The following is a 23501-nucleotide window of genomic DNA, read 5'->3' as shown; positions in this document are numbered from 1 at the left end:
CCGGTACAAAAGGTGATAATCTTACCAACGATAACAAGCCAAAATTCAGTGGAATGACCGAAGCTGGTGCTTTCGTTGAGCTCACTATCGATGAGAAGACTTATCATGTAAATGCCGATAAAAAGGGTCAATGGACAATTCCGGTCACTAACCCACTGACTGATGGTTCCTATCAATATACTCTTGAAGTGAAAGATGTTGCGGGTAATTTTAGTGATAAGAAAATTACAGGCAAAATTACGATAGATTCAACCCTGCCAGATGCATCAATAATCCCTGCATCGACACCAGTAGAAAGTAACGTGGTGATGCTAACAGATATTCCAGTAGTTGATAATACGATATCTCAAATAGATATTGATAATCACAATTTCTAGTGAAGAGATTTTAGACAATATCGTTAAGCCTCATCATAATAAATGATGAGGCTTAACATTTTAAATTATAAACTATTTGAAGAGCGAAAATGTTGCTGCGGATTGTGCGTGAAAATTTTTAAATGCCAGTAAAAAATAAGGAATATCATCATAGCCAACTTCTTGAGCAATACGTGACATAGGCATATTTTCTGTTTTCGATAATATCATCGCTTTATTCATTCGCGACATTAAGCTAATTTTGGAAAAACTGGTATATTCACTGGCCAGTCGTCGTTTAAGTGTTGAAGAACTCATATGAAGTTTTTTCGCGATAGTATCTAGAGTATGGCATTGCTTACCCGCACTATGAAAAATTAAGTCATATACTTTATCTTTTATCGAAATATTTATTGATGCATATAATGTAGGGGTAAATTCATTCACCAGTAAAAAAAATGACAGAATAAAATTTAAATGAATATGAATAATATTATGGTTGGTAGGTGAGTTAACTTCTTTAATGGCAGAGTTAAATACATTTTCAATAATTGGGTTTTCTTGTAAGTTAGTACAACAGATTTGACTAACTGATGAAGTTTTTTTCTTATTAATAAATAATGCAGATTGTTGTTGATAAAAGGATTTTAACATATCTGTGGTCATTGGAAGTACATCTACAGCTAGCAGATTTTGACTATCACGATTAATTATCTCAATTGATACTCCTTTAGGAAGAAAACAAATATCTGAGGCTGTCAGTTTTTGCCATGGGCCTTCTTCTATTCGCATGTCAATTTCACCCGAGCTCAGTTTAAAGAGTAGGGAGTGAGTTAGATAAAAGCTATTTTTTATTTTATTTGATAGGGTTTCAATATAGGTATGAAACGATTTTACACAGAAATTAGTCGACATTTTTGAACCTAAATAAATATTACCTACGATTACTACCGTAAAATTATTCTGGTTGTGTCAAAGAATTGTTCACGGTTTCCATTTTTTAACAACAAACCCTGAGCTTGCATAAGATGAAAAGCGGTTTGTCATTACCTCCTTGCTTTATAAACCTCAGCGTATGCGATGTGGTTTACTAGAAGGGACGCAGGGATACTAATTTTATGCAGTGTATATTGATTTAATTAATGGTCACGATTTTTTATGTTTTTTAGAAGGAAAAATAAATTCGAAATTAGTCAGTAGTATTCCGAGAGTGACGTTTTTAATTTGTTGTTTTTATTTGAAATAATTATTTTAGCTTTAAAATTGGAATTGGATTTTTAGAGTGACAAAAAGATAAGTAAGAAAAAAGCTAAAGTGAAATAGCCACTATTAGGCGATAAATATTAAAAATAGTAGTCAATAAAAAGGCAGGGTACGTTGAAAATACCTCTGCCTTATCGTGCATTGAGTCAGTCATTAATTCAATATTTGGCTTAACTGACTATATAAACCTTGAGCACTCTTTTTGTACCCTTCAACAGAAAGGTGAACATTATCTGGGCGGGCTAAATCTTGCGCTGCCCATGTGCGAATTGAACAAGGGCCACCCATAAAGGCTTGCCAGTCCCAAAATAACGTATTTTCCTGAGCAGCAACCGTCTTTTGAATTTGAATCACACTCGTTAAATTTACTGGCATTTGTGCTTGGCAACTCGCTGCATTATTAAATTTAAGTGAATCATTCGGGCCGATAAGTAAAATAACGCTGTTGGGCATTTGTTGGCGAATTAAGCGGATTTTGGCACGTAAATTTTGCTCATAAGCGGCTAAATCTAACGTATCATTAAACGCTTCATTGGTTCCATAAGCTAGAATCACCATATCAGGCGACATTTGAGCTAAAGTTTCGCTCCACTGTGGCTGCCATTTATCAGCCATACTCAATGTTGCACCATTGAGCCCAAGCGCTGAAAGCATCACCCCTGGTTTTTGCGAACGCACTAACCACCCACCGATTTTTAACCCATTACCTTTATTAACAGTAACCTGAGCAGGAAGTTGGGTATTTACAGGGGATGAAAAGACCCACTGGTTCCCCGTGGCGGGTAATGCAACGCTGGGGGAAACAGCTGGAGCGACACGCATTTGTGAATCTCCTGCGCTTTGATAGAGAGTTTGTAGCTGGTAAGCCCCTAGCGCCGGCTGTAAAGGCTTAAGCACCACTTTGCTGTTGGCAGCTTGTGGTTCGGCAATTAGCCCACCAAGTGGGTAGTCAAAGCGCTCATCTTTACGGCTTGAAGCCAGAGACCACTCTTTCTTTTCACTCATACGGTTAATGGTTGCTGTACGTTGTCCCGGTACTGAAATAGGTGGAATGAAGCCTGGGCCCGCATCCCCATAGCGTTGCTGGAACAAGGTTCTCAAATTGCCACTGAAAAAGTCAGCAGCGGTGTGTGAATCACCAATTTGGACGATGTGCACTTGTTGGCTGCCTTGGCGTAGCTTTTTCGCCAGCAGTGGCAAATTAGGCTCTGCGTTATTGATCAACTGCCCTTGTGCAACCGCAGACTGGCCTTTGGGTAGGCTAGTCGTACGTGTTTTGTCTGATGTGTTCTGGCAAGACAATAAGCCCAGCGATAAAAGCGCAATCACGCTACCCGCCAATATTTTGGACTTAGCTTGACACAGTTTGTTCAGTTTCATGAGGTTCCTTTTCTTCCTCTTCTTCGAAATGAATGAGTGAGAATACTTTTTCAGCAATCAATTGTTGGCCTTTTCCGCTGAAATGGATCCCGTCACCACTTCGCAATTTAATTGTACTGCTTGCATCACCGATATAGTCAGAATAGGTATCGCCTTTATATTTAAAGACATCATTGACAGAAAAGTAAATTTCGCCGTTATCCTCAACTTCAGATTGGTAGAGGCTACTCAAGAATTTCATACCATCGGAGAGCGTATTTTTACGCATATTAGGGGGGCCAACCCAAATAACATCAACATTGTGCTGGCGAGCGGTCGATATTATATCACTAATCCGTTCACGGTACACTTTTTCCCAATCTTCACTTTTAAATTTGACGTATTTATAACCCGTTTGTGGTGGCATATCCCAAGGGTCATTAGGTCCTAAAAAAACGACGAGAACCTTAATGTTCGGGTTATCATTCAATGCCTTGGCAATGGTTTGTGGCCAATTGAAAAAGCGTGGATATGCTAATCCTGTACTTTGTTTGCTTAGATTAATGCTATCAATATTATATTTTTTCAAGAGCATGTTTTTAACATGTGGAGCAACACCTTGCATCATGGAGTCCCCCGCAAACAGGACTTGTTGGCCTTTTTCAATATTGGCTACATGTTTTGGCACGATAGGCTGATCTTTTTTGATAGTAAAACCACCAAAGTTAATTTTGGGGTTTTTCTCCCTAGCTTGTGGTCGTTTCAGGCGTTCAGGGAAGGTAATCGATAAGCTTTCAGCTGGATAAATATAGCCATTCACAAAATGAAGGCCAACTTGAAACTCGGTGGGAAAACTGAGTGTTTTGTCTTTATTGGCCAATGCGATTTCTGCCGCTTGCTTGTCTTCTTGCGCTTTTTGCCCTGATGCGTAGTAAGTAAATAGGCTTCCCGCTTCAAGTGCACCATCATGTAAATAAGCTCCATAATCCCAGATAGGATTCCCCGCCATTTTTGCCCATGGGGTATCTTGGTGATATTTCTGCTGCCAAAATCGTTCTAGTGAGCTTTGATTCAACCAAATTAATAATAGGCCGGCAACGAGGACAATAAATAAAATCTGCCCAACCTTGATGAGGGTATTTTTAAACTCAGAAGTTAGCATAAATAAACCCCGGCATACCTGAAGGAGAAAGCATAAACATAATGGTTAGAATAATCGCGAGCGGAATAGGGTAATAATACCAAGGAATAGTTTGGTATTTTTTCGCTACATAATGGTAGGCTTGTACAAAATAAGGGTAGGTAATCAGTAGTAGCCAAAATGCGACTAATAGCCCCAAGCTTGCATTAATAGAAGCGATAAAACCAGGGGCAATGATTTGATTGACCATTAACAGGGCATCATCAAATGAGGCGCTGCGAAAGAAGATCCAAGCAAAACAGACGAAATGGAAAGTAATAATACGCGACACCCAAACTGATAATGTTTTATTAGGGATCACTTGGGTCCATCCTAATTTTTCCATGCATAAATTCTTAAGATTGAGCAATACAATCCCTAATCCATGAATGGCCCCCCATACCACAAATGTCATTGCAGCACCGTGCCATAACCCTGAAATGACCATAGCAAGGAATACATTAGTGTTCATACGACTAAAACCTTTGCGGTTACCGCCAAGGGGAATATAAATGTAGTCGCGAATAAAGGTTGATAAGCTGATATGCCAGCGAGCCCAAAACTCTTTTAAATTTGCAGCTAAATAAGGCGCATTAAAGTTAACAGGAACTCTAAACCCTAATAATAACGCGATGCCTGTCACCAGATTGGTATAACCAGAGAAGTTAAAGTAAATATTCCAAGCATACGCATAGGTTGCTATTAGAATCTCTCCCGCACTGTAACCCACAGGGGCATCAAAGACAGGGTTTACAAAATTTTCAGATAAGTAAGAGCTAAATAAAAACAATTTCACCAGTGCTAATGAGATAAGCAATATGGCTTTTCGAGGATCTAAAACCTCACGGCTTTCAGCTTGTATTTGAGGAAGAAAGTTCTTCGCACGGTTGATTGGCCCCGCGACGATGCTGGGAAAAAATGCAAGATATAGTGTCACGTCAAAGAAATCGGCTTTGGGAATTTCTTTGCGACAAACCGATACCGTATAGCTTACCGAGTGGAATACATAAAATGAGAGGCCAAGAGGTGCGAGTATCTCCAATATAGGAAGACCAACACTAAAGCCAAATTTGTCGAGTGTTTGTTGGATAGTCTCTTGAAAGAATGAGTAATATTTAAAGGTGGTAAAGAAAACAATAATGACGGCGGTAAGAATACCGTATATCCATCGACTAGAGAGCCAATTAGTTGCCACATTGGTAAGCAAATAAATGATCAGTGTGTAGCTAAATAAAATATAAGCAAAGTCAGGGCTAAATGAATAAACAAAAAAATAGCTAGCAGTGATTAATAAGCCATTCTGTAGTTTTGCACTGGGCTGACAACCCCAATAAATAAGAAAAAAAATTAAGAAAGAGCCAAGAAACTCAAAAGAGAAGAAATTCATATTAGACTCAAAGATGTTAATTATTTTGTTAGAAGGTGAGGGTATATGATATTTGATCTCTTTTTCTATGCAATCAGAATATTGCTCGTCATATTTCGAGCGGTGACTTTGTTGGCTACGTTCAGCTACCCTAGTCACATACTTATGTATGCTCCTAGGGATAGCCTCTCTTGCCGCCTCGCCACCACTCGAACTATTTAGAGCAATAGCGCCAATCTAAAATAATGAATAAAAATCATCAAAAAACAAGTAATGCATTTGATTGGTAGTAGGGGCCCTCTCTTGCCGCCTCGCCACCATTCGAACTATTTAGAGCAATAGAGTCAATCTAAAATAACGAATAAAAACCATCAAAAAAACAAGTAATGCATTTAATTGGCTGTAGGGAGCCTCTCTTGCCACCTCGCCACCATTCGAACTATTTAGAGCAATAGAGTCAATCTAAAAAACAATAAAAAAATCCACTTAACGAAGTGGATTTTTTTTATGTCTTGTACCTGGTGATACAAAATTAAATGCGAGTGGCTGCTCTTTGTTGAGCTTGTGTAATCAATTCTTCATTACTCGCGTACATCTCTTGTAAATAGCGGTTATAGGTTGAACCTAACTCTGAGTACCCTTTCATATCATTGATTAGCTTTTTAGTATCTAGCTCATCTTTTGATAGGCGTTGCTTTGCTCGTGAAGTACGCAGTGACTCATAAGCATTATGGGTATTCATGTTCTTCATATAAGCAGTCACAGTATCTTCTACAGAAGTATAGGAAGAATAGCCTTTGACTTTACCTTTCTTAGTTTGGCAGCCGCTACCGCAGCGCATACCAAATAAATTACCGTTTTGCAGAGCAAGTTGTGAAGTACCCCAGCCAGACTCTGTTGCTGCTTGTGTTGCAACTAAGTGCGTTGGCATGATGTCGACACGACTCAATAGTTTGTCCCAATTTAAACGTTTTGGGTTACTACACTTCATACCATAACTATTACAGATTTGCTCAAGACGGCGCAATTCTTGGGCGCTCCATTTCTTGTTAGCTCGTACTGATAACAACCAAGTACGTTCAGCCATGATCTGCTTATTCACTTTTTCTATAACAGGGACAACCGTTTTCAAAAATGCTTTCTTTCGAGGTGTACCAGAAGGGTATTTACGTAAATCAGGGAGTGAGGTTTTAGCCTGACTTACATTCTGTTGCACAGTTTTATTAGTATACTCTTTATTGAGCATTGTGCTGGTACTGGTGGAGCCCATACTCAGGCTCGAAAATAAAAGTAAAAATAAGAAAGCGAAGACGGCGTTTGTCCTCATCGTTCGAGAGGGCATTTGCTTCTCCTAAGTATCTCTGAACAAAATTCGAGCGAATATTAGCAGATTAATTTTTTACGAGCTACATTTATCCGGGTGACATTAGGGAAATTTCTGTATTATTTTGTAGACTTTTTTATATTATTATGAATGAACTGATTTTAAATGGTGTAAAGTTTCTATTGGTATATTTTCATATGAAGAATAATAAATTAAACTGTTCATTTTTGTGGTGACTGAGCTTCGCTTAAGTTAAATTTGAGTAAAAAGCATACAGTTCATGTAGTTATTATAGGGTTATTTTGTCTGAAAAATAAGCAGTTGATAGGCTGTTTTTTAACCAAAATGAGATCTCCATCGTTTTATTAAAGCCTATCGAGGTGACAAAAGTGAAATAAAATTATTATCTGTAAATGAGTAAAAAGTGATATTTAGCTTAAATTTTAAGTACGGTAATGTCAGGGCAAAGATTTATTGAGTGATTAATATGGATATCATAAATAGGTCTTTTAAGGTTTTAAAATTTGTTGCAGTAAATCTTGTTGTTTCGCATCGTCCGCTAGCTGTTGAAAATCTGACACCGTCCAATAAGAAGTTGGTTTGGGGAGCAGTTTCATATCATCAGTAGGGAGCAAACGCAGTTGTGCGAGCAATGACAAATCATATTTGAGATAGCGATCAGGCAACGTTAAAAATAAGCCTTCAGACGGCATAATTTGTGGAGGCATCAGAGGGTAACGTTGGTCACTTGTTTGGTAATCTCTTGTTAAAACAAGAAATTTCTCCGGAACTCTACGGTAACTGTTCCACCATAAACCATCAACGCTATCAAATATTTTTCGCGTGGTTTTTCTATCTTTGCTACCGAGCTGGTGAAGTGCCAGTGGAAGAATATTTTCCATTGATTGAGAATAAGTGGCTAAAGAGTCTGCTCGGCCTTGTAGTATCAAAGTTAAAGCGAGGCGGGAACCCAGTAAATTTGAGTACAGGTCTTCAGGGGAAAATGCGGAAATCCCTTCGGAAAATCCTGGTACAGATTGATAACCATACCACTGGGCAATTTCATGCCATACCGCGAGCTGGAAAGCCAATTTTGCGGCTAAGTAGGCGCTTAGGGTATAACGTTGTTTGGCAGATTGTGGTGGTTCAAATGCACTGAAATGAATTTGTCTATCCGCTAACTCTTCACTAAGTGACAGCGACCATTGTTGACCAAGGCGTGGGTAAATTTGGCTAAATAAGTAAAAAGTATAATCTGCAGTATCTCTGACATGGGAAATATCAATAAACCCGCTTTTATCTGTATAGAGTAAGCCTATTTTTTCATTACTGAGCCCCATTAATGCAGCAGAGGCACCTAAAAAGCTGTCATTATAATGATGTTCACCGAGGCTATCTGCTTCAACGATATTATCGATAGTGTAAAACGGGACAGGTAATCCCCACAGTTCAGCTTGCAAGTTGTAGCCAAAAGCGCAGCAAGCGCGCAAACCTTGTGGAGGAGCTAAGGAAGCAACCACAGGCCAAGCTTGTGAGGCCGCTTCAAAAGTATAGGGGGTAATTACAGGCTCAATGGCAGGCAATTCCAGTTTGTCATGACTTTGGCAGGCGGCTAATAAAAGCGCAATCCCCATTGCCAGAACCCATTTGAACATTAAAATGCCTCCCCAACCTGAAAATACACCCCGGTACTGTTGCGGCCGACACCTAAATCCAAGCGAACATTCATTCTTGGTTTAAATTCAAAACGGTAGCCAACACCTACGGTGGGCAACCAATGCCCTTGACCTAATTCGGACGCAGTATCGCTCATGGTTCCTGTGCCTAACCAACCAACAACGCCATGGCGCCAATCGAGTTTATGGCGGAGTTCTATTTGGCTGGTGAATATATTGTTATCACGATAACGGCCTTCGTAATACCCGCGCATACGGTTGCCATTACCGAGTAATGATAGCTGGTTCCACGGTACATTTCCGCTTGAAAACCTTGCATAATTGTCGAATGCAATAACAGTCTCTTCGGCTAAGGTATGGTAATAGGCATATTGTAATTGGGTGGTTTGGAAGCGTGTATCGCTACCAAGGTTAGGTGTAAAATAAGTATAAACAGCCTCAAAAGTTTGCCCATGATAGGCATTGGGTAGAAAATCTCGTGTGTCATAGCTGTAATATGCACTGATGCCTGAATTTAACACCGAACGGCCCCCAATTGACTTGGAGAAATACTGTTTCGCACCATCATCAGGATCGCTGGCATTGATTGATGAGAAGTTCCAACCGAGCCCTACATAAGTAGAATCAGTCAGTTGGTATAAGGCTCTTGGAGTTATTTGGAACTCTTGAGAATGGTACTTTTCTTTATTGTGATCATTTTTCCCTGCAGAATATCCCTTACCCCAATAATAAGTGGGAATATTGTTAATGGTGCCGGAAACAAATAACCGCCACTGGTCGTTATCAATAAAATTATAATTGGTAAAATTTAAGCCAAATGCGCCGGTCGACGACGCAAAACCGCTTAAGCCAATAGAAGATGGCTGGGTTTGTTTATCTTCTTTATCTATTCGATATAAACCAACCAGTGCGGTGCCAATACCAATGCCCATTTCGGGGGTATAAAATGGCCCTGGTAATATGCCCCAATCTACAGTTTTACTTTCATCAAAGCTATTTTCCCCACCGAGATCGTTTAGCCAGCCATCGATTTGCTGGCGGTCAGGAAGAAAATCAGCTTTAGCAGGAAAAATAATAAAAAGGCTGAGCAAGACCAGCCTTTGAATAATTGCCGAATGCCACATTAAAAACGGAATTCCCCAGAAATATAAAAACTATTCCGGTTATTAAAACCGATTTCGGTTAACACATTAAAGTTTCGAGTGAGTTCAACCCGAGCACCGACAGTATTATTCCATTTATGGGCAAGATGCTGTTTAACATCGAATTTTGCATCGTCTGGTGCTAATGCCATTAACCCACTCAATTCAGGCGGTAAATCTAGTTTACTAATATCACCTTTGAATCGTTGGGTAATATCTTGATACATGGCACCAGTCCAAATTTGTAGTTTTGTATTACCTTGACCAGGGATCAAAGGTTCAAAGATAAATTCATAACCAACTCGAGGAGTTACAACAAAAGCAGTAATGTCACCGTCTAAGATATCAAGGCTTGTTCTGGTATAGTTAAAATCTAATGTACTAAAGAATTGGTTATACCCACCAGCGAAGGTAACACCACCACCATACGTTTTTCCTTTATAATCTAATTCAAAAGGCAGATTTTTACCGATATCAATTATATTCTCTTTGCCAAAAATTTTGACTCGAGCTTTTACGCTATCAAGATTTGTGGTTGATGTACCTTTGGTTTTTCCATAAACGCCATATACGTTCATAAATGGAAAGACCCAAGTATCGAGTTTTAGCATATGTGATTCATTCTTACTGCGTGTATGTCCTGTTTTAATCATTAAATCATCATTTAAATCGAATTTAACAAAAGGAATATTTACGCCCTTTTCTGATTTAAAGGCTATTTTATCAACTTTTATATCTTGACGTAGGTTCATATATCCATAGCCGATCCCAAAAGGTTCCGGTAAATCATACCCTCGAGCGCGGGCCTCATCGCCCCAAATCGGCAGTACTCGTGACTCTGTGGTAGAAGAACGAGTAATGCCGCCTTCGCTATTATTTTGTGGTACTCCAGACTCACTCACGGAGACCGAAAATAACGGACGATCACTATCGGCAAAGCTCACAGACATGCTCATAATAGAAGAAAGGATCAGTGCAGTACTGAATTGAATGCGTTTCATAAAATTGGCTCAATATTTGGACAATAAAGGAGTGTAATAGATAAATTGTTATTAGTCGTACAGTGATGATTAGAATTCTATCATTAGAAATTCATTTTTAGATGGCGCTTAATGCTTTTTTGTTGGTAAATTGAGCTAAATAAATGCGCGTTTATTATTCATTTAAAATGGTTGTATGAAAGGGATAGGGCAGGTGCCGATATAATAAACAATACCGGCACGGAGCAGGCAAAAGGCTATTTTTTAGTTTGCTGATGAAACTTAACACGCTCATGAAAATAGGCTTTCAAATGGTCTTCCATTTGGTGAATTTTTTCTTCTAAGGCGTTGACCAACACTTCATCGCTATTCATATCGAAAACGCGTTGCATTGCGAGATCATCGACATATTCTTTTTGTGCTTTGGTTAAATCAGCCATATTTGAATTACCTTTATTGAAATAGAACTTTTTGCTTCATCAATATAAAGCAAATTAAAGAAAGAGCATTATTGTGCCTCAGTCAATACCGTATGAAAAGTAGAATAACTGATTGTCGAATAATGATTATTTGTTAACTTAGTTGCAATACGAAGGATCAAATCACAATCTCAGTTTGTTAAGAATAATCACAATATTCTTAATGAATATAAGCTGATATCCTCGCCACAGTCACTTATTAATAGGTCTGAAAATGAATAATAAACAACACTACCTTGATACCGCAGCAGGTGAGGGCGAGAAAGAAGCATCAATGATGGTTGCTATTCCTGGTTCTGAGCTGACGTCTTTATTACTTGAGCAGCGTTTAGAAGAACAAACTTATTTCACCGAGGGTGAGATAGATTACATTCCAGAGGATGGCGGTTTTTTCTTTAGCTGTAAAAAAGATGAAGAAGAATTACGTTTTTATATCGCTTTAGTGGATAGCGACCCTGAATATACCATCAACCCTTATTTTGCCACTGACCCAATCAGCCCTGAGTTGTATGCAGAAGCAAGTGCAGCCCCTCAAGCGGTAATTGTTGAGTGCTTATTTCAAGGGCAACCATTAGTCAATTATCTGCAGCAGCTAAAGGTTATTCAAATCTTGGTGCCCGATCTATTACTGGGCTTGGATATTTCTGCCGCAGGGAAAGTGTTTACTCGTGAGTGGCTTAATTTCCAACTCATTGATGATTTGATGCCAAGCATTGATTCTTTGTATGTTGTTCATGCTATTTATGACCAAGAAGATAACGAAGACAAGCCGGAAGAAGAGCGTGCTCCGACTATGTATTGGTTCCACACGCACGGTTTGGCACGTTGTGGTTTGTCGGAAGCGGAAATTATTATACCGCACCCGATTGCTTCTTATTATGGTATTCCCGAACTGTTTTGGAGCTTCGTGAATAACAGCATTACTCACGGGAAAATCGTGTTTAATGAGCCCATTTTTATTGGACAAACCCAAACGGGCTATGAGTATTTAGTTGCAGTACCGTTTGAAGAAGGGCTGCTGCATGTAGGGAAATCAACCCCAATTGATGACTTAAAACCACTAGAAGAGATGAACTTCGAGTTTGGAGATACATCATCAGAGCGTTTTATGGGGGATTGGCATGATAGAGATGAATCTCATCAACACCCATCCGCTATGCTGTTCCGTGTGACACAAGAAAACCCAGTATTAGAAAGTTTCTTTGAAGGTTTTGAAGATCAAAACGCCATGATGTTTATGCGCACCGATGAAGAAACGGCAGATATGTCGCGTAAAGCTAAATTGCGTTGGGAATATTTCACCCATATGTTAGATAACTATGGACCAAAACAGGTCGCTCAGAAGAAAGGCTTTTTTGCCAAATTCCTTGGTAAAAACGAGGAAGCTGAAGATTCTGAATGGCGCTTTTTAGTGAAATGCGGTATTGGCTACCATGATGCGGAAGAAGATTTCGATGGTCATGAACATATGTGGTTTGAACCTGTTTCTTGGCATGGTGACCAATTTGAAGGGCGCTTAATAAACCATCCTTTTTATGTGCAAAATATGCAAGAAGGGGAAGTTTATCCATTAACACGTGATGATATTACGGACTGGACAATTTATTTCCAAGACGGCAGCTATACTCCGGATACGATATATAAACTGCTAAGTGGTACTCAAGTTCACTAACTCGTCATACTTCAAGCTGCATGGGTGTTGACTGCACTTAGCCAGCCGAATCACATACTTATGTATGCTCATCGGTTTGTCTTCGTTTGTCGCCTACATGCAACGTAGAGTACAAAGGTTTATGTTAGACTGGGCGCGCAATGCGCCCAATTTAATGATGAAAGTTTAACGCCATGAATGAATCCGAGCTTTACCAATATGCCTTATTTATGCTTTCCCGCCGTGATTACGGTAAAGCTGAGCTATTTGCCCGTATGAAACGGCGTATGTATGAAAAAAATGAAGGCATTATTGACGAGCCTTTAATTGAATTGGTGCTTGAGCGGTTAAGTGAGCAACATTTTCTTGATGATGACCGTGTTGCAGGGCTATTAATGCAAGGTTATCTGCGCAAGGGATACGGCCCATTGCGGATAAAACAAGAAATGCGGCAGAAAGGTTTTCCTGAAACGATTGTGGAAAAGCATTTTGCTACTTTAGATGTAGATTGGTTTGAAAAGGCTGCATGGGTGCGCAGTAAGAAGTTTGGGGATAGTATTCCTAAAGATTTTAAAGAAAAAAGTAAGCAAATTCGTTATCTGCAATATCGCGGTTTTTTTGGTGATATGATTTATGAGTTATTTAGTTAATCAATTTTCCTCTTTAATGTGAAAAACATTGCATAGCTAAACAAAGCTGATTTTCCTATTCTTTATTAATATTTGGGGCTATCAGCTGTAAATGGGTAGCTAAAATAGATTTTTTATTTATTTCTCTTGTGTTTTAACGCATTTCTATATTAAAAATCATCTGCTGACATGATCATTGTCAGTGAATTTTGCTTAATAATTAGGCAGAGTAATTTTTTTATAATTACAAAATAAGACAGGCAGGAGAAATAAATGATTGAGCTCTTAATCGGCGTTATTGTCGCCATTGGAGTTGGGCGTTATATCATAAAAGGATATTCCGCAACGGGAGTGTTAATGACCGGGGGTATTTTACTTCTGATCATTACCGCTATTATGGGAAAAAGTATTTTACCAGGTTCTGTTCCGACGACGGGGTGGCGTGTAACAGATATTTTGGAATACATAAAATTCCTATTAATGAGCCGTGGTGGCGACCTTGGGATGATGATCATGGTGCTATGTGGGTTTGCATCTTATATGACTCATATTGGGGCGAATGATGTCGTAGTGAAAATCGCATCTAAACCATTAAAAATGATCAATTCACCTTATTTGTTGATGGTTGCTGCTTATATTGTGGCATGTTTGATGTCGCTAGCCGTTTCCTCTGCAACTGGCCTTGGGGTATTACTGATGGCGACGCTATTCCCTGTCATGGTGAATGTCGGGATCAGTCGTGGTGCAGCTGCGGCAATCTGTGCGTCACCAGCGGCAATTATTTTAGCGCCAACGTCTGGTGATGTTATCTTAGCGGCAAAAGCAGCCGAAATGCCATTAATCGACTTTGCATTTAAAACAACTTTACCGATTTCTATCGCGGCAATTGTGGCCATGTCAATCGCCCACTTTTTCTGGCAGCGTTATCTCGACAGAAAAGAAAATGTCACAACTGAAATGTTAGATGTTAATGAAATTAAAACTCATGCACCTGCTTTCTACGCTATTTTACCTTTCACACCGATTATTGGTGTTTTAGTGTTTGATGGCAAATGGGCGCCTGAATTGCATATTGTTACTATTATTGTTGGCTGTATTATTTTGGCAGCAGTCATTGAATTTATTCGCAGTTTCAGCGCTAAACACGTCTATAGTGGCTTAGAAGTTTGTTATAAAGGCATGGCAGAAGCATTTGCAACGGTCGTGATGTTATTAGTGGCAGCAGGGGTGTTTGCACAAGGTTTAAGCACCATTGGCTTTATTAAAGGGCTAATTGACCTTGCTCAATCATTCGGTTCAGGCGCTATAGTGATGATGATCGCACTGGTGGTGATCACGATGTTAGCCGCGATGACAACGGGGTCGGGTAATGCACCATTCTATGCATTCGTTGAGCTAATTCCTCACTTAGCAAAACAAATGGGGGTCAATCCGGCTTACTTAGTGATCCCAATGCTGCAAGCCTCTAACTTAGGTCGGACTTTATCGCCTGTATCAGGGGTTGTCGTGGCCGTGTCTGGTATGGCTAAAATCTCTCCGTTCGAAGTGGTGAAAAGAACGTCCATTCCAGTATTAGTTGGATTGGTTGTGGTCGTGATTGCGACAGAAATATTAGTGCCTGTCTATCTGTAAAACTTCAGTTTCTCAGATAAAAAAAGGGCTGAATGAATCATTCAGCCCTTTCTCGAATTAAAAATTAAATACTTTATATCTAAAATTTACTCTTTTAATTAATTGCGAAATTATTTATTTACAGAATAATTACGTGGCATTTGTTTTTTTACGTTATTAACGAGATCTACACCAAAAAGTTGAAAAAAATAGCGTAATTAAATTAGGTACTACTGCTCATTTAATGCAAAATCTGCACATCTTATTTTAATAACGTTAATGATGAAGAACACAAGATGAGCACAATTGAAAAAGCAGTAGTCGCAGTAGATAAACCTGCCAGTAAGTGGACCTATAAGGATTTTACTTGGGTACTTTCTTTATTTGGAACCGCTGTTGGCGCAGGTGTTCTATTCCTGCCAATTAAAGCCGGTGCCGGGGGGTTTTGGCCATTAGTCGTATTGGCAATAATTGCCACTCCAATGATTTGGCTGGCCCATAAAGGGTTAGCTCGCTTTGTTTTATCTTCAAAAAATCCAAATGCGGATATTACCGACACGGTCGAAGAGCATTTTGGTAAAATAGGCGCAAATATTATTACCTTTGCCTATTTTTTTGCTATTTACCCTATCGTATTGATTTACGGTGTGGGTATTACAAATACGGTTGATTCGTTTCTTGTCAATCAACTAGGTATAGATCCACTACCACGATGGTTATTGTCTGGCGTGCTGATTGCTGCAATGACTGCTGGGGTGGTATTTGGTCGTGACCTGATGTTAAAGCTCACGTCTCTAATGGTTTACCCTTTGGTCTTCATTTTATTAGCTTTATCATTGTATTTAATTCCTGAATGGAATATGTCAATGCTAGAGGTGGCACCAGACTGGAGTTCAATGCCAGTGGTTGTTTGGATGGCGATCCCCCTTATCGTATTTTCATTTAACCATAGCCCAATCATCAGCCAATTCACCAAAGACCAGCGCCAACAATTCGGCAATAATGCTATTGTGAAAACAGATATGATCACTGGCGGGGCCGCATTAATGCTGACTGGCTTTGTGATGTTTTTTGTTTTCTCTGTGGTGCTATCATTAAGCCCAGCTGAACTTGCTGTTGCTAAAGAACAAAATATCAGTGTGTTATCACATATCGCAAATATCAATCCATCGCCAATCTTGTCTTATTTAGGGCCGATTGTTGCCTTTGCTGCGATTGTATCGAGTTACTTTGGCCACTTCTTAGGGGCTCACGAAGGTTTAGTTGGGTTAATTAAGTCTCGTTCTTCTTTTTCTGTAAAGAAAATTGAAATGGCATCCATGCTGTTTATTGTGATTACAACGTGGATTGTGACTATTCGTAACCCAAGTATTTTAGGCATGATTGAAACGATGGGGGCGCCAATGATTGCCGCTATTCTGTTTATTCTGCCTGTTGTGTCGATGAATATTGTTCCTGCGATGAAGAAATTTAGCACGTCAAAACCTGCACAAGTTTTCACCTTTATTTGTGGGTTAGCATCTATTACTTCTGTTATTTATGGCGCTTTCTTGTAGTTATAAATAAAGTTATATAAGAAACAAAGCCATGACCTGTATGGGTTGTGGCTTTTTTTATATCAATACGAAATAGGTTATAAGGATAGACATTGATATAACTAATTTTTAAGCTGAAAGGGTGATAATCACCATTGTCGTATCTATCTATGTGAAATAATTTCAAGTTCAATTAGTTGCTCGATATGACGTCTTAGGTAATATCTAGAGTTATCACAGCATCATAACAACATAATTATGAACCTCCTCTGGCAATTGCATTTTTTCCAGTGTGTCGTAACAAGGATAACGAATGAAATTAGAAACATTATCGATTCACGCGGGTTACTCTCCTGATCCTACAACCAAGTCTGTTGCCGTACCGATTTACCAAACGACTTCTTATGCTTTTGATGACACTCAGCACGGTGCTGATCTCTTCGATTTAAAAGTCGCGGGTAACATTTACACGCGAATTATGAACCCAACGAATGATGTTCTAGAGCAGCGTGTTGCTGCCCTTGAAGGCGGTGTGGCAGGGTTGGCTGTTGCTTCTGGAATGGCGGCAATTACTTATGCGATTCAAACAGTCGCACAAGCTGGGGACAACATTGTTTCCGTGGCAAAATTATATGGCGGAACATACAATTTACTTGCCCACGCTTTGCCACGCTTAGGAATTGAAACCCGTTTTGCAGAGCACGATGATTTAGCAGCGCTTGAAGCGCTTATTGATAACAAGACTCGAGCCGTATTCTGTGAGTCAATTTCAAACCCAGCGGGTTTTATTGTGGATATTGCTGCACTCGCTGAAGTTGCACATCGCCATGGTGTGCCTTTGATTGTCGATAATACCGTAGCGACCCCATATTTATGTCGCCCATTTGAACATGGGGCGGATATCGTGGTTCATTCATTGACTAAGTATATTGGCGGCCATGGTACATCACTGGGTGGAATGGTTATTGATTCAGGTAAATTCCCATGGGCAGAGTATCCAGACCGTTTTTCATTATTGATAGAGCCTGACGTGGCTTATCATGGTGTAAGCTATACTGAACATTTTGGCGCCGCTGCCTTTATTGCGCGTTGCCGTGTTGCCCCACTGCGCGGAACGGGTGCTGCATTGTCACCATTTAATGCGTTTTTAATTCTACAAGGGTTAGAAACTCTCGCGTTAAGAATGGATAGACATACTGAAAATGCACTAAAAGTTGCGAATTACCTCGAAAATCACCCTCAAGTGGAATGGGTGAAATATGCAGGGCTACCGAGCAACCCTGAACATCATTTAGCACAGAAATATATGAATGGCAAACCTGCCAGTATTATGTCGTTTGGTATTAAAGGTGGCCAAGAAGCAGGAGCTCGCTTTATTGATGCCTTGAAACTGATTGTGCGGTTGGTGAATATTGGTGATGCTAAATCACTAGCTTGCCACCCTGCATCAACGACGCATCGCCAGCTCAATGACGCAGAATTAGCACGAGCCGGGGTTTCCAGAGATATGATTCGTTTATCAATTGGCATAGAACATATCGATGATATTTTAGCCGACCTTGAACAAGCGTTATCTGCGGCCAAATAGCTTTACTTGGTATGAATAATAACCGGTTATGGTGAATACCCTGACCGGTTTTTGTTTATAAACTGCCGTACACTTTTTTGTATTAATGACTAATATTAAGAACGAATTAAATTTTCACCTTATTTTTAAATACTGAACTATTCTTTAAACACTCAGTCTTATTATTTGATTCTTATCTCTTTTTGTATATGAATTGTAGTATTCATTTATTGATTGTTTATATACAGTGACCTTTCTACCAACTAACGTTCGATTTGTTTAAATGAGGTTTAATTGCCATAACGATAATAGCTAAATAAAAAGAAAGTGTTTTTCAAATGAACTAAATAAAATTATTAAATATTAATAACAAGAATGGTTGAGATGAGATGATTATGGCAAACAATAAAGTTGCCTACCTTAAATGGTGCCTGTTATTCGGTTTTGTCCTAGTAACCTATTTTTTACCATTAAACGGTAGGTTATTGTGGCAACCGGATGAGCTGCGGTATGCAGAAATTAGTCGGGAATTAATTATTAGTTATAACTGGAGCGTTCCTGAACTTTTAGATATTCGTTATTTTGAGAAGCCTATTTTTGGTTATTGGGTAGGGGCTATTTTCCAAATGTTATTTGGTGAAAATAACATTTCTGTTCGCCTTGGCGTAGTATTTAGTACATTAGTCAGTGGGCTATTTGTGTATCTCAGTGCCAAAATGGCTTGGAAAAACTCACGTCTCGCTTTCAACGCGGTGTTTATTTATCTTTCAATGTTGATGGTCTTTACCATCGGCACCTACAATATTCTTGACCCCATCGTGACAGCATTTATCACTATGGTGATTTTCTTTTTTCAATGGGGGTTAACGACAAAATACTTCTCTCATAAATTATTCGCCTTCATGATGATGGGGGTAGCCTGTGGGTTAGGCGTATTAACAAAAGGCTTTCTTGTTTTAGTGCTGCCTTTACTGGTGTGTTCAGTAACTGCCATCTACTTTAAGCAATTCAAAGAAGTGTTTGTTTTCTCTTTTGTTTCGCTATTTACTGCTTTTGTCGTGTGCTTACCTTGGGCTTTTGTGATTGCCAGCCGTGAGCCTGATTTCTGGAACTATTTCTTCTGGGTTGAGCATATTCAACGTTTTATGGCGAATAATGCACAAAATAAGTCCCCATTTTGGTTTTATATCCCTATTTTACTCGCTGCGGTATTACCTTGGCTGGGGTACCTTTTTGGCGCACTACGCCACGCATGGCAGCAAAAAGGGTTACATATTTATTTTCTGATGTGGTTTATTGCGCCATTTGTGTTTTTCAGTATCACTAAAGGAAAATTACTGACCTACATTTTGCCTTGTATTGCACCTATTGCCATTCTTATGGCGGCCTACATTGAAAAAATTCTCACTGAGAGAAAAACACTGCCTATTCGCTTGAATGCATTGATTAACACACTAATTGGTGGCGCTATTGCTGGGGGAATTATTGTTTCTGCTTATTACCCTAAACTGAATGTGTTTCAGGCCGATGAAAGTGAAAAATTATGGTTAGCTGCGGGAGCCTTTATTTTTTGGTTATTGGTTGCCTTGGTCTCTTTCAAGCAACGGTTTTGGTATTTAGCCGCAGTGTGTACGGTGGCAATTAGCTTAACGGTAGGGCATGTGATCCCATCTCGTATTGCCAGTAATAATACTCCGCAAGAGGTGATTGCGAAATATCATCACCAATTAGCTGATAAATCTGTATTGTTAACCAATAATGTAGGGCTCGGTACCGCATTGGCATGGGTACTTAAACGTAGTGATATTACAATGCTTCACCAAACTGGGGAATTAGGCTACGGGCTCAAATACCCAGATGCCGCTAATCGGTTTTATAGCTTAAAACAGCTACCTGACTTATTAAAAAACTACCATTATAAAGATGTGGCGGTGGTCGTAGAAAGTTCTCAGCGTGAATTATTGGATGCATTACCCGGCAATCCAATTATTATTCGGGAAGGTAATCTTGTTTTAGCTTTTTACGAAGGCTAATAGAGTACTTTGTCATGTTGTTTGATAATAGCCGCCAAACCTAAATGGTTTGGCGGCTATTTACATTAGCGCGTAGGCTTACCTAATGTATTCGGGTACGAGGTGGCATGGTTTTTTTCCGGACCTGCGGGGAGACCATGATAAATTAATAGCATTGCCATGCTATTGCTCATCGTATTCACTTCCACTTCGTTGACTGTACGGTTGTTACGTTGATGACGGCTAGCTAACGTATTTCTCATTGGGACGTCTCCTCAGTTTCTTTGATTAGGCGATTCGCTTCGGCAAGCTCATAGCGCCTTGGGGTTAGTGCGGTTGCACTGTGATTACGGGCTAGTAAGGTATAAATGGTCGGTAAAACAAACAGGGTAAACAATGTGCCAACTAACATACCGGTGACTATCACTAAGCCTAAGCCAAAGCGACTATTCGCTCCTGCTCCAGTGGCGAATAGCAGCGGAACTAAACCAATCACCATTGCCGCAGTTGTCATTAATATTGGGCGTAAACGAATTTGTGCTGCTTTGAGAATGGCATGTCGTCTATCTAGTCCTTCATTGGCTTGTAATTCATTGGCAAACTCAACCATCAATATTCCGTGTTTACTGATTAAGCCAATTAATGTGACTAAGCCGATTTGGGTGTAAATATTCAATGTCGCATAGCCAAGTGCCAATGGAATCAACGCACCACAAATTGAAAGTGGAACAGTAATCAAGATAATCAATGGGTCGACTAAACTTTCATATTGTGCCGCTAAGACTAAGTAAATAATGATGAGCGCCGCCATAAAGGCAAAGGCGAGGGTGTTTCCTTCTTGTTTATATTGGCGCGAATCGGATTGCCAGTCATGGCTAAAACCGGCGGGTAGTTCATTGGCAATATCATCTAAATAGGCAACGGCTTGGCCTAACGTGACACCCGGGGCGGGTATTGCTTGGAAAATTGCTGCATTCTGCTGATTAAATTGCGTGAGTTTATTTGGTTCAACTTGGGTATTGATATCGACCACCGTTGACAGTGGGATCAGAGGTCCCGCTTCTGATTTCACATAATGGCGTGAAAGGGCTTCCGGTGTTAAGCGTTGGCTACGAATACTTTGAGGGATCACATCATAGGAGCGGCCATCCATCCCAAAGCGGTTAATATAGTTTTCTCCCACTAATAAGGTCAGTGATTCGCCGATATCTTGCATGCGAATGCCTAAGCTATTCGCTTTTGAACGGTTAATACGGACTTCTACTACAGGATTGTTATAGTCAAGGTCACTATCTACCACCATAAATAGGCCGCTTTCACGTGCTTGTTGCTTGATCTCTTCCATGGTTTTGTAGAGTACCGAATAATCCTGTGGGCTTCTGAGAACCATTTGGATTGGTAAGCCACCCGTTGAACCTGGTAAAGCGGGTAATTGGAAAACGAAAATACTGTTCCCCTCGACATCACCCACGCGTCCTTGTAAGTCCCCTTGGATCTCAGATGCGGCACGGTCACGCTGTTCCCATGACGTCAAGTTGGTTCCCCCAAAGCTGGCGGAAGGGCCATCGGTTCCGTTAATAATCCAAGTACTTTCCGTTTCCGGTAATTCCATGAAAACATCATGTAACTTACGCGAAAAGCGTTCTACATACTCGAGGTTAGCGTGTTGAGGAGATTTGATTGCCGTTAATACGCTGGATTGGTCTTCCACAGGAGCTAATTCACGAGGGGCAGATTGATAAAGCAGTGGTAAGCTAATGAAGACACCAATGGCAATAACACCTGTTAACCAACGGTTTTTCAAAGAGAAATTCAATACAATGGTATAGTAATGGGCTAAGGTAGAAAAGAAGGTTTCTGCCATACGCGCCATACGCCCTTCATTTTGTTTTGAGTTCAACATAAAAGAGCTCATCACAGGGGAAAGGGTTAATGCCACAATACCGGAAACAATAACTGCACCGGCCAAGGTGAGTGCGAACTCTTTAAATAAAGCTCCTGTTAAACCTGACATTAGCCCTATTGGCGCATAGACTGCAGCCAAGGTGATTGTCATTGCGATAACGGGCCCCGCTACTTCACGAGCCCCAATTAAAGCCGCTAAAACCGGTGATTTCCCTTCTTCAATATGGCGATGGACGTTTTCGACGACCACGATAGCATCATCGACAACCAGACCAATCGCTAATACCATGGCGAGTAATGTCAGTAAGTTAATACTAAACCCAAATGCCATCATCAGTGCGGCTGCACCTAACATTGATAGCGGAATAGCTAAAATTGGGATGATTACGCTGCGAATTGAACCTAAACACAGGTAAATAACAACGATAACAATCAATAGTGCTTCAATTAATGTGCTAATAACTTGGTCAATAGACGCTTTAATAAAGCGCGAAGTTTCAAATGCCATTTCCACTTTGACACCGGGCGGCAATGTTTTGGTGATGTCAGGCATCAATTGATTCATACCGTCAACGATTACCAGTGGGTTACCGGTTGGTGTGGCAAACAAACCAAGGTAAATCGCAGGCTCACCATTCATTAAACCACTGGTTTCTGTGGAAGCGGCTCCTAGCTCAATGGTTCCCACATCTTTTAAACGTACTAATCCATTGCCGTCGTTGCGGATCACTAAATCACGAAACTCATCGACATTAGTGAGGTCGGTATTAACATAAACATTAGAAATAACGAACTCGCCTTTGACTTTACCGGGAGCCGCCTGGTAGTTGTTTTGGCGAACCGCTTGCGCAACATCGGCAGCGGTTAGACCTCGGCCGGCTAATTTATCGGCATCAAGCCATAAACGCATCGCCAACTGTTGCCCACCAAAAACTTGAACTTTGGCGACGCCGTCAATTGAGGAATACATTGGCTCAATGACGCGTGAGATATAATCTGTCAGGGCAGGAATGGATAGATTGGTACTGGAAAAACCGATATAAGCAACCGCAGTGGATTCCCCAGAGGAAAGCTCAATCACAGGGTCATAAGCTTCTTTCGGTAATTTATAACGAACTTGGTTCACCTTCGCCATTACTTGCGCAAGGGCTTGAGTGGAGTCTCGGTTAAGTTCCATTCGTACAGTGACAAGGCTGCTTCCTTGCACAGAAGAAGAAGACAAATAGTCGACACCTTCTACAGAGGAAACCGCTTGTGCGATGGGTTGTGTCACAAAGCCTTGCATCAATTTAGCTGATGCGCCAGGGTATTGCGTGGTAATGGTGATCGTCGAGCTTTCAAGTTGTGGATATTGGCGAATAGGCAGCTTACTCAGCGCAAATAAACCAATTAACACAATCAAAGCACTGACTACGAGAGCCAGAACAGGTCGGCGAACAAAAATATCAGTAAATTTCATTACGCCT

Annotated in this window: 18 protein-coding genes; 7 read left to right on the top strand and 11 right to left on the bottom strand. The window is 40.2% G+C overall.

Annotated elements, in window-relative coordinates; genetic code table 11:
- Positions 1 to 377 (top strand): Ig-like domain-containing protein (locus tag PR683_RS19145; protein WP_272526728.1); only part of this gene is annotated, 377 nt, incomplete at its 5' end.
- Positions 378 to 449: 72 nt separating this feature from the next.
- Here the strand turns inward: PR683_RS19145 and PR683_RS19140 are convergent.
- From PR683_RS19140 to PR683_RS19100, 9 genes are all read right to left on the bottom strand, one after another.
- Complete coding sequence (locus PR683_RS19140; protein ID WP_109912623.1) at positions 450 to 1271, bottom strand: helix-turn-helix domain-containing protein; 822 nt, start codon at positions 1269 to 1271, stop codon at positions 450 to 452.
- Between the two features lie 501 nt (positions 1272 to 1772).
- Positions 1773 to 2999: an SGNH/GDSL hydrolase family protein gene (locus tag PR683_RS19135; RefSeq protein WP_115166486.1), complete on the bottom strand. Its 1227-nt coding sequence runs from the start codon at positions 2997 to 2999 to the stop codon at positions 1773 to 1775.
- Positions 2971 to 4140: an SGNH/GDSL hydrolase family protein gene (locus PR683_RS19130; protein ID WP_109912621.1), complete on the bottom strand. Its 1170-nt coding sequence runs from the start codon at positions 4138 to 4140 to the stop codon at positions 2971 to 2973. Before PR683_RS19130 ends, PR683_RS19135 begins: the two co-directional genes overlap by 29 nt.
- Positions 4127 to 5545: an MBOAT family O-acyltransferase gene (locus PR683_RS19125; protein ID WP_117163011.1), complete on the bottom strand. Its 1419-nt coding sequence runs from the start codon at positions 5543 to 5545 to the stop codon at positions 4127 to 4129. Before PR683_RS19125 ends, PR683_RS19130 begins: the two co-directional genes overlap by 14 nt.
- A gap of 511 nt (positions 5546 to 6056) precedes the next feature.
- Entirely contained in the window at positions 6057 to 6866 is an 810-nt protein-coding gene (locus tag PR683_RS19120) for a protein bax (protein WP_109912620.1), read from the bottom strand.
- Positions 6867 to 7357: 491 nt separating this feature from the next.
- Positions 7358 to 8503, bottom strand: coding sequence for a DUF4056 domain-containing protein (locus tag PR683_RS19115; protein WP_109912619.1), 1146 nt, complete (start codon positions 8501 to 8503; stop codon positions 7358 to 7360).
- Positions 8503 to 9648, bottom strand: coding sequence for a BamA/TamA family outer membrane protein (locus PR683_RS19110; RefSeq protein ID WP_164528331.1), 1146 nt, complete (start codon positions 9646 to 9648; stop codon positions 8503 to 8505). The genes PR683_RS19115 and PR683_RS19110 overlap by 1 nt, the downstream gene beginning before the upstream one ends.
- Positions 9648 to 10667, bottom strand: a complete 1020-nt coding sequence (locus PR683_RS19105; RefSeq protein ID WP_109912617.1) for a hypothetical protein — start codon at positions 10665 to 10667, stop codon at positions 9648 to 9650. The genes PR683_RS19110 and PR683_RS19105 overlap by 1 nt, the downstream gene beginning before the upstream one ends.
- 236 nt (positions 10668 to 10903) lie before the next feature.
- Positions 10904 to 11086, bottom strand: a complete 183-nt coding sequence (locus PR683_RS19100) for a hypothetical protein (RefSeq protein ID WP_004915146.1) — start codon at positions 11084 to 11086, stop codon at positions 10904 to 10906.
- 253 nt (positions 11087 to 11339) lie between these two features.
- On the opposite strand from PR683_RS19100, the gene PR683_RS19095 reads away from it, so the two are divergent.
- The 6 genes from PR683_RS19095 to arnT all read left to right on the top strand — a co-directional run bounded on the left by PR683_RS19095 (position 11340) and on the right by arnT (position 20151).
- Positions 11340 to 12797, top strand: a complete 1458-nt coding sequence (locus PR683_RS19095) for a DUF4026 domain-containing protein (protein ID WP_117163013.1) — start codon at positions 11340 to 11342, stop codon at positions 12795 to 12797.
- Positions 12798 to 12970: 173 nt separating this feature from the next.
- Positions 12971 to 13426 carry a regulatory protein RecX gene (locus PR683_RS19090; protein WP_004915141.1) on the top strand — a complete coding sequence of 152 codons (456 nt, stop codon included), beginning with the start codon at positions 12971 to 12973 and terminating at the stop codon, positions 13424 to 13426.
- A 252-nt stretch (positions 13427 to 13678) separates the two neighbouring features.
- Entirely contained in the window at positions 13679 to 15037 is a 1359-nt protein-coding gene (gene dcuC, locus PR683_RS19085; protein ID WP_004915139.1) for an anaerobic C4-dicarboxylate transporter DcuC, read from the top strand.
- Between the two features lie 275 nt (positions 15038 to 15312).
- Entirely contained in the window at positions 15313 to 16572 is a 1260-nt protein-coding gene (locus PR683_RS19080) for an aromatic amino acid transport family protein (RefSeq protein ID WP_004915136.1), read from the top strand.
- A gap of 292 nt (positions 16573 to 16864) precedes the next feature.
- Positions 16865 to 18139 carry a bifunctional O-acetylhomoserine aminocarboxypropyltransferase/cysteine synthase gene (locus tag PR683_RS19075; RefSeq protein WP_109912614.1) on the top strand — a complete coding sequence of 425 codons (1275 nt, stop codon included), beginning with the start codon at positions 16865 to 16867 and terminating at the stop codon, positions 18137 to 18139.
- A 368-nt stretch (positions 18140 to 18507) separates the two neighbouring features.
- A complete protein-coding gene (gene arnT, locus PR683_RS19070; RefSeq protein WP_109912613.1) occupies positions 18508 to 20151 on the top strand; it encodes a lipid IV(A) 4-amino-4-deoxy-L-arabinosyltransferase in 1644 nt (547 codons plus the stop codon).
- A 65-nt stretch (positions 20152 to 20216) separates the two neighbouring features.
- Here arnT and PR683_RS19065 read toward each other — a convergent pair whose 3' ends face one another.
- Positions 20217 to 20393, bottom strand: a complete 177-nt coding sequence (locus PR683_RS19065) for a hypothetical protein (protein WP_164528335.1) — start codon at positions 20391 to 20393, stop codon at positions 20217 to 20219.
- The gene (locus PR683_RS19060; RefSeq protein ID WP_109912612.1) at positions 20390 to 23494 is read right to left on the bottom strand and encodes a MexW/MexI family multidrug efflux RND transporter permease subunit; all 3105 of its coding nucleotides are present in this window, start codon (positions 23492 to 23494) and stop codon (positions 20390 to 20392) included. Before PR683_RS19060 ends, PR683_RS19065 begins: the two co-directional genes overlap by 4 nt.
- Positions 23495 to 23501: the final 7 nt, after the last annotated feature.

It is taken from the genome of Providencia sp. PROV269, from assembly GCF_028477785.1.
GTDB lineage: Bacteria > Pseudomonadota > Gammaproteobacteria > Enterobacterales > Enterobacteriaceae > Providencia > Providencia rettgeri.
The sequence above is the reverse complement of the archived record's forward strand: the minus strand, read 5'-3'. Positions and strand labels throughout refer to the sequence as shown.

Bases quoted from the DNA above. Each gene is read 5' to 3' on its own strand.
- PR683_RS19075 (WP_109912614.1), top strand. From the start codon at position 16,865: ATGAAATTAGAAACATTATCGATTCACGCGGGTTACTCTCCTGATCCT.
- PR683_RS19125 (WP_117163011.1), bottom strand. From the start codon at position 5,545: ATGAATTTCTTCTCTTTTGAGTTTCTTGGCTCTTTCTTAATTTTTTTT.
- PR683_RS19095 (WP_117163013.1), top strand. From the start codon at position 11,340: ATGAATAATAAACAACACTACCTTGATACCGCAGCAGGTGAGGGCGAG.
- PR683_RS19140 (WP_109912623.1), bottom strand. From the start codon at position 1,271: ATGTCGACTAATTTCTGTGTAAAATCGTTTCATACCTATATTGAAACC.
- arnT (WP_109912613.1), top strand. From the start codon at position 18,508: ATGATTATGGCAAACAATAAAGTTGCCTACCTTAAATGGTGCCTGTTA.
- PR683_RS19115 (WP_109912619.1), bottom strand. From the start codon at position 8,503: ATGTTCAAATGGGTTCTGGCAATGGGGATTGCGCTTTTATTAGCCGCC.
- PR683_RS19100 (WP_004915146.1), bottom strand. From the start codon at position 11,086: ATGGCTGATTTAACCAAAGCACAAAAAGAATATGTCGATGATCTCGCA.
- PR683_RS19120 (WP_109912620.1), bottom strand. From the start codon at position 6,866: ATGCCCTCTCGAACGATGAGGACAAACGCCGTCTTCGCTTTCTTATTT.
- dcuC (WP_004915139.1), top strand. From the start codon at position 13,679: ATGATTGAGCTCTTAATCGGCGTTATTGTCGCCATTGGAGTTGGGCGT.
- PR683_RS19060 (WP_109912612.1), bottom strand. From the start codon at position 23,494: ATGAAATTTACTGATATTTTTGTTCGCCGACCTGTTCTGGCTCTCGTA.
- PR683_RS19090 (WP_004915141.1), top strand. From the start codon at position 12,971: ATGAATGAATCCGAGCTTTACCAATATGCCTTATTTATGCTTTCCCGC.
- PR683_RS19130 (WP_109912621.1), bottom strand. From the start codon at position 4,140: ATGCTAACTTCTGAGTTTAAAAATACCCTCATCAAGGTTGGGCAGATT.
- PR683_RS19135 (WP_115166486.1), bottom strand. From the start codon at position 2,999: ATGAAACTGAACAAACTGTGTCAAGCTAAGTCCAAAATATTGGCGGGT.
- PR683_RS19105 (WP_109912617.1), bottom strand. From the start codon at position 10,667: ATGAAACGCATTCAATTCAGTACTGCACTGATCCTTTCTTCTATTATG.
- PR683_RS19080 (WP_004915136.1), top strand. From the start codon at position 15,313: ATGAGCACAATTGAAAAAGCAGTAGTCGCAGTAGATAAACCTGCCAGT.
- PR683_RS19110 (WP_164528331.1), bottom strand. From the start codon at position 9,648: ATGTGGCATTCGGCAATTATTCAAAGGCTGGTCTTGCTCAGCCTTTTT.
- PR683_RS19065 (WP_164528335.1), bottom strand. From the start codon at position 20,393: ATGAGAAATACGTTAGCTAGCCGTCATCAACGTAACAACCGTACAGTC.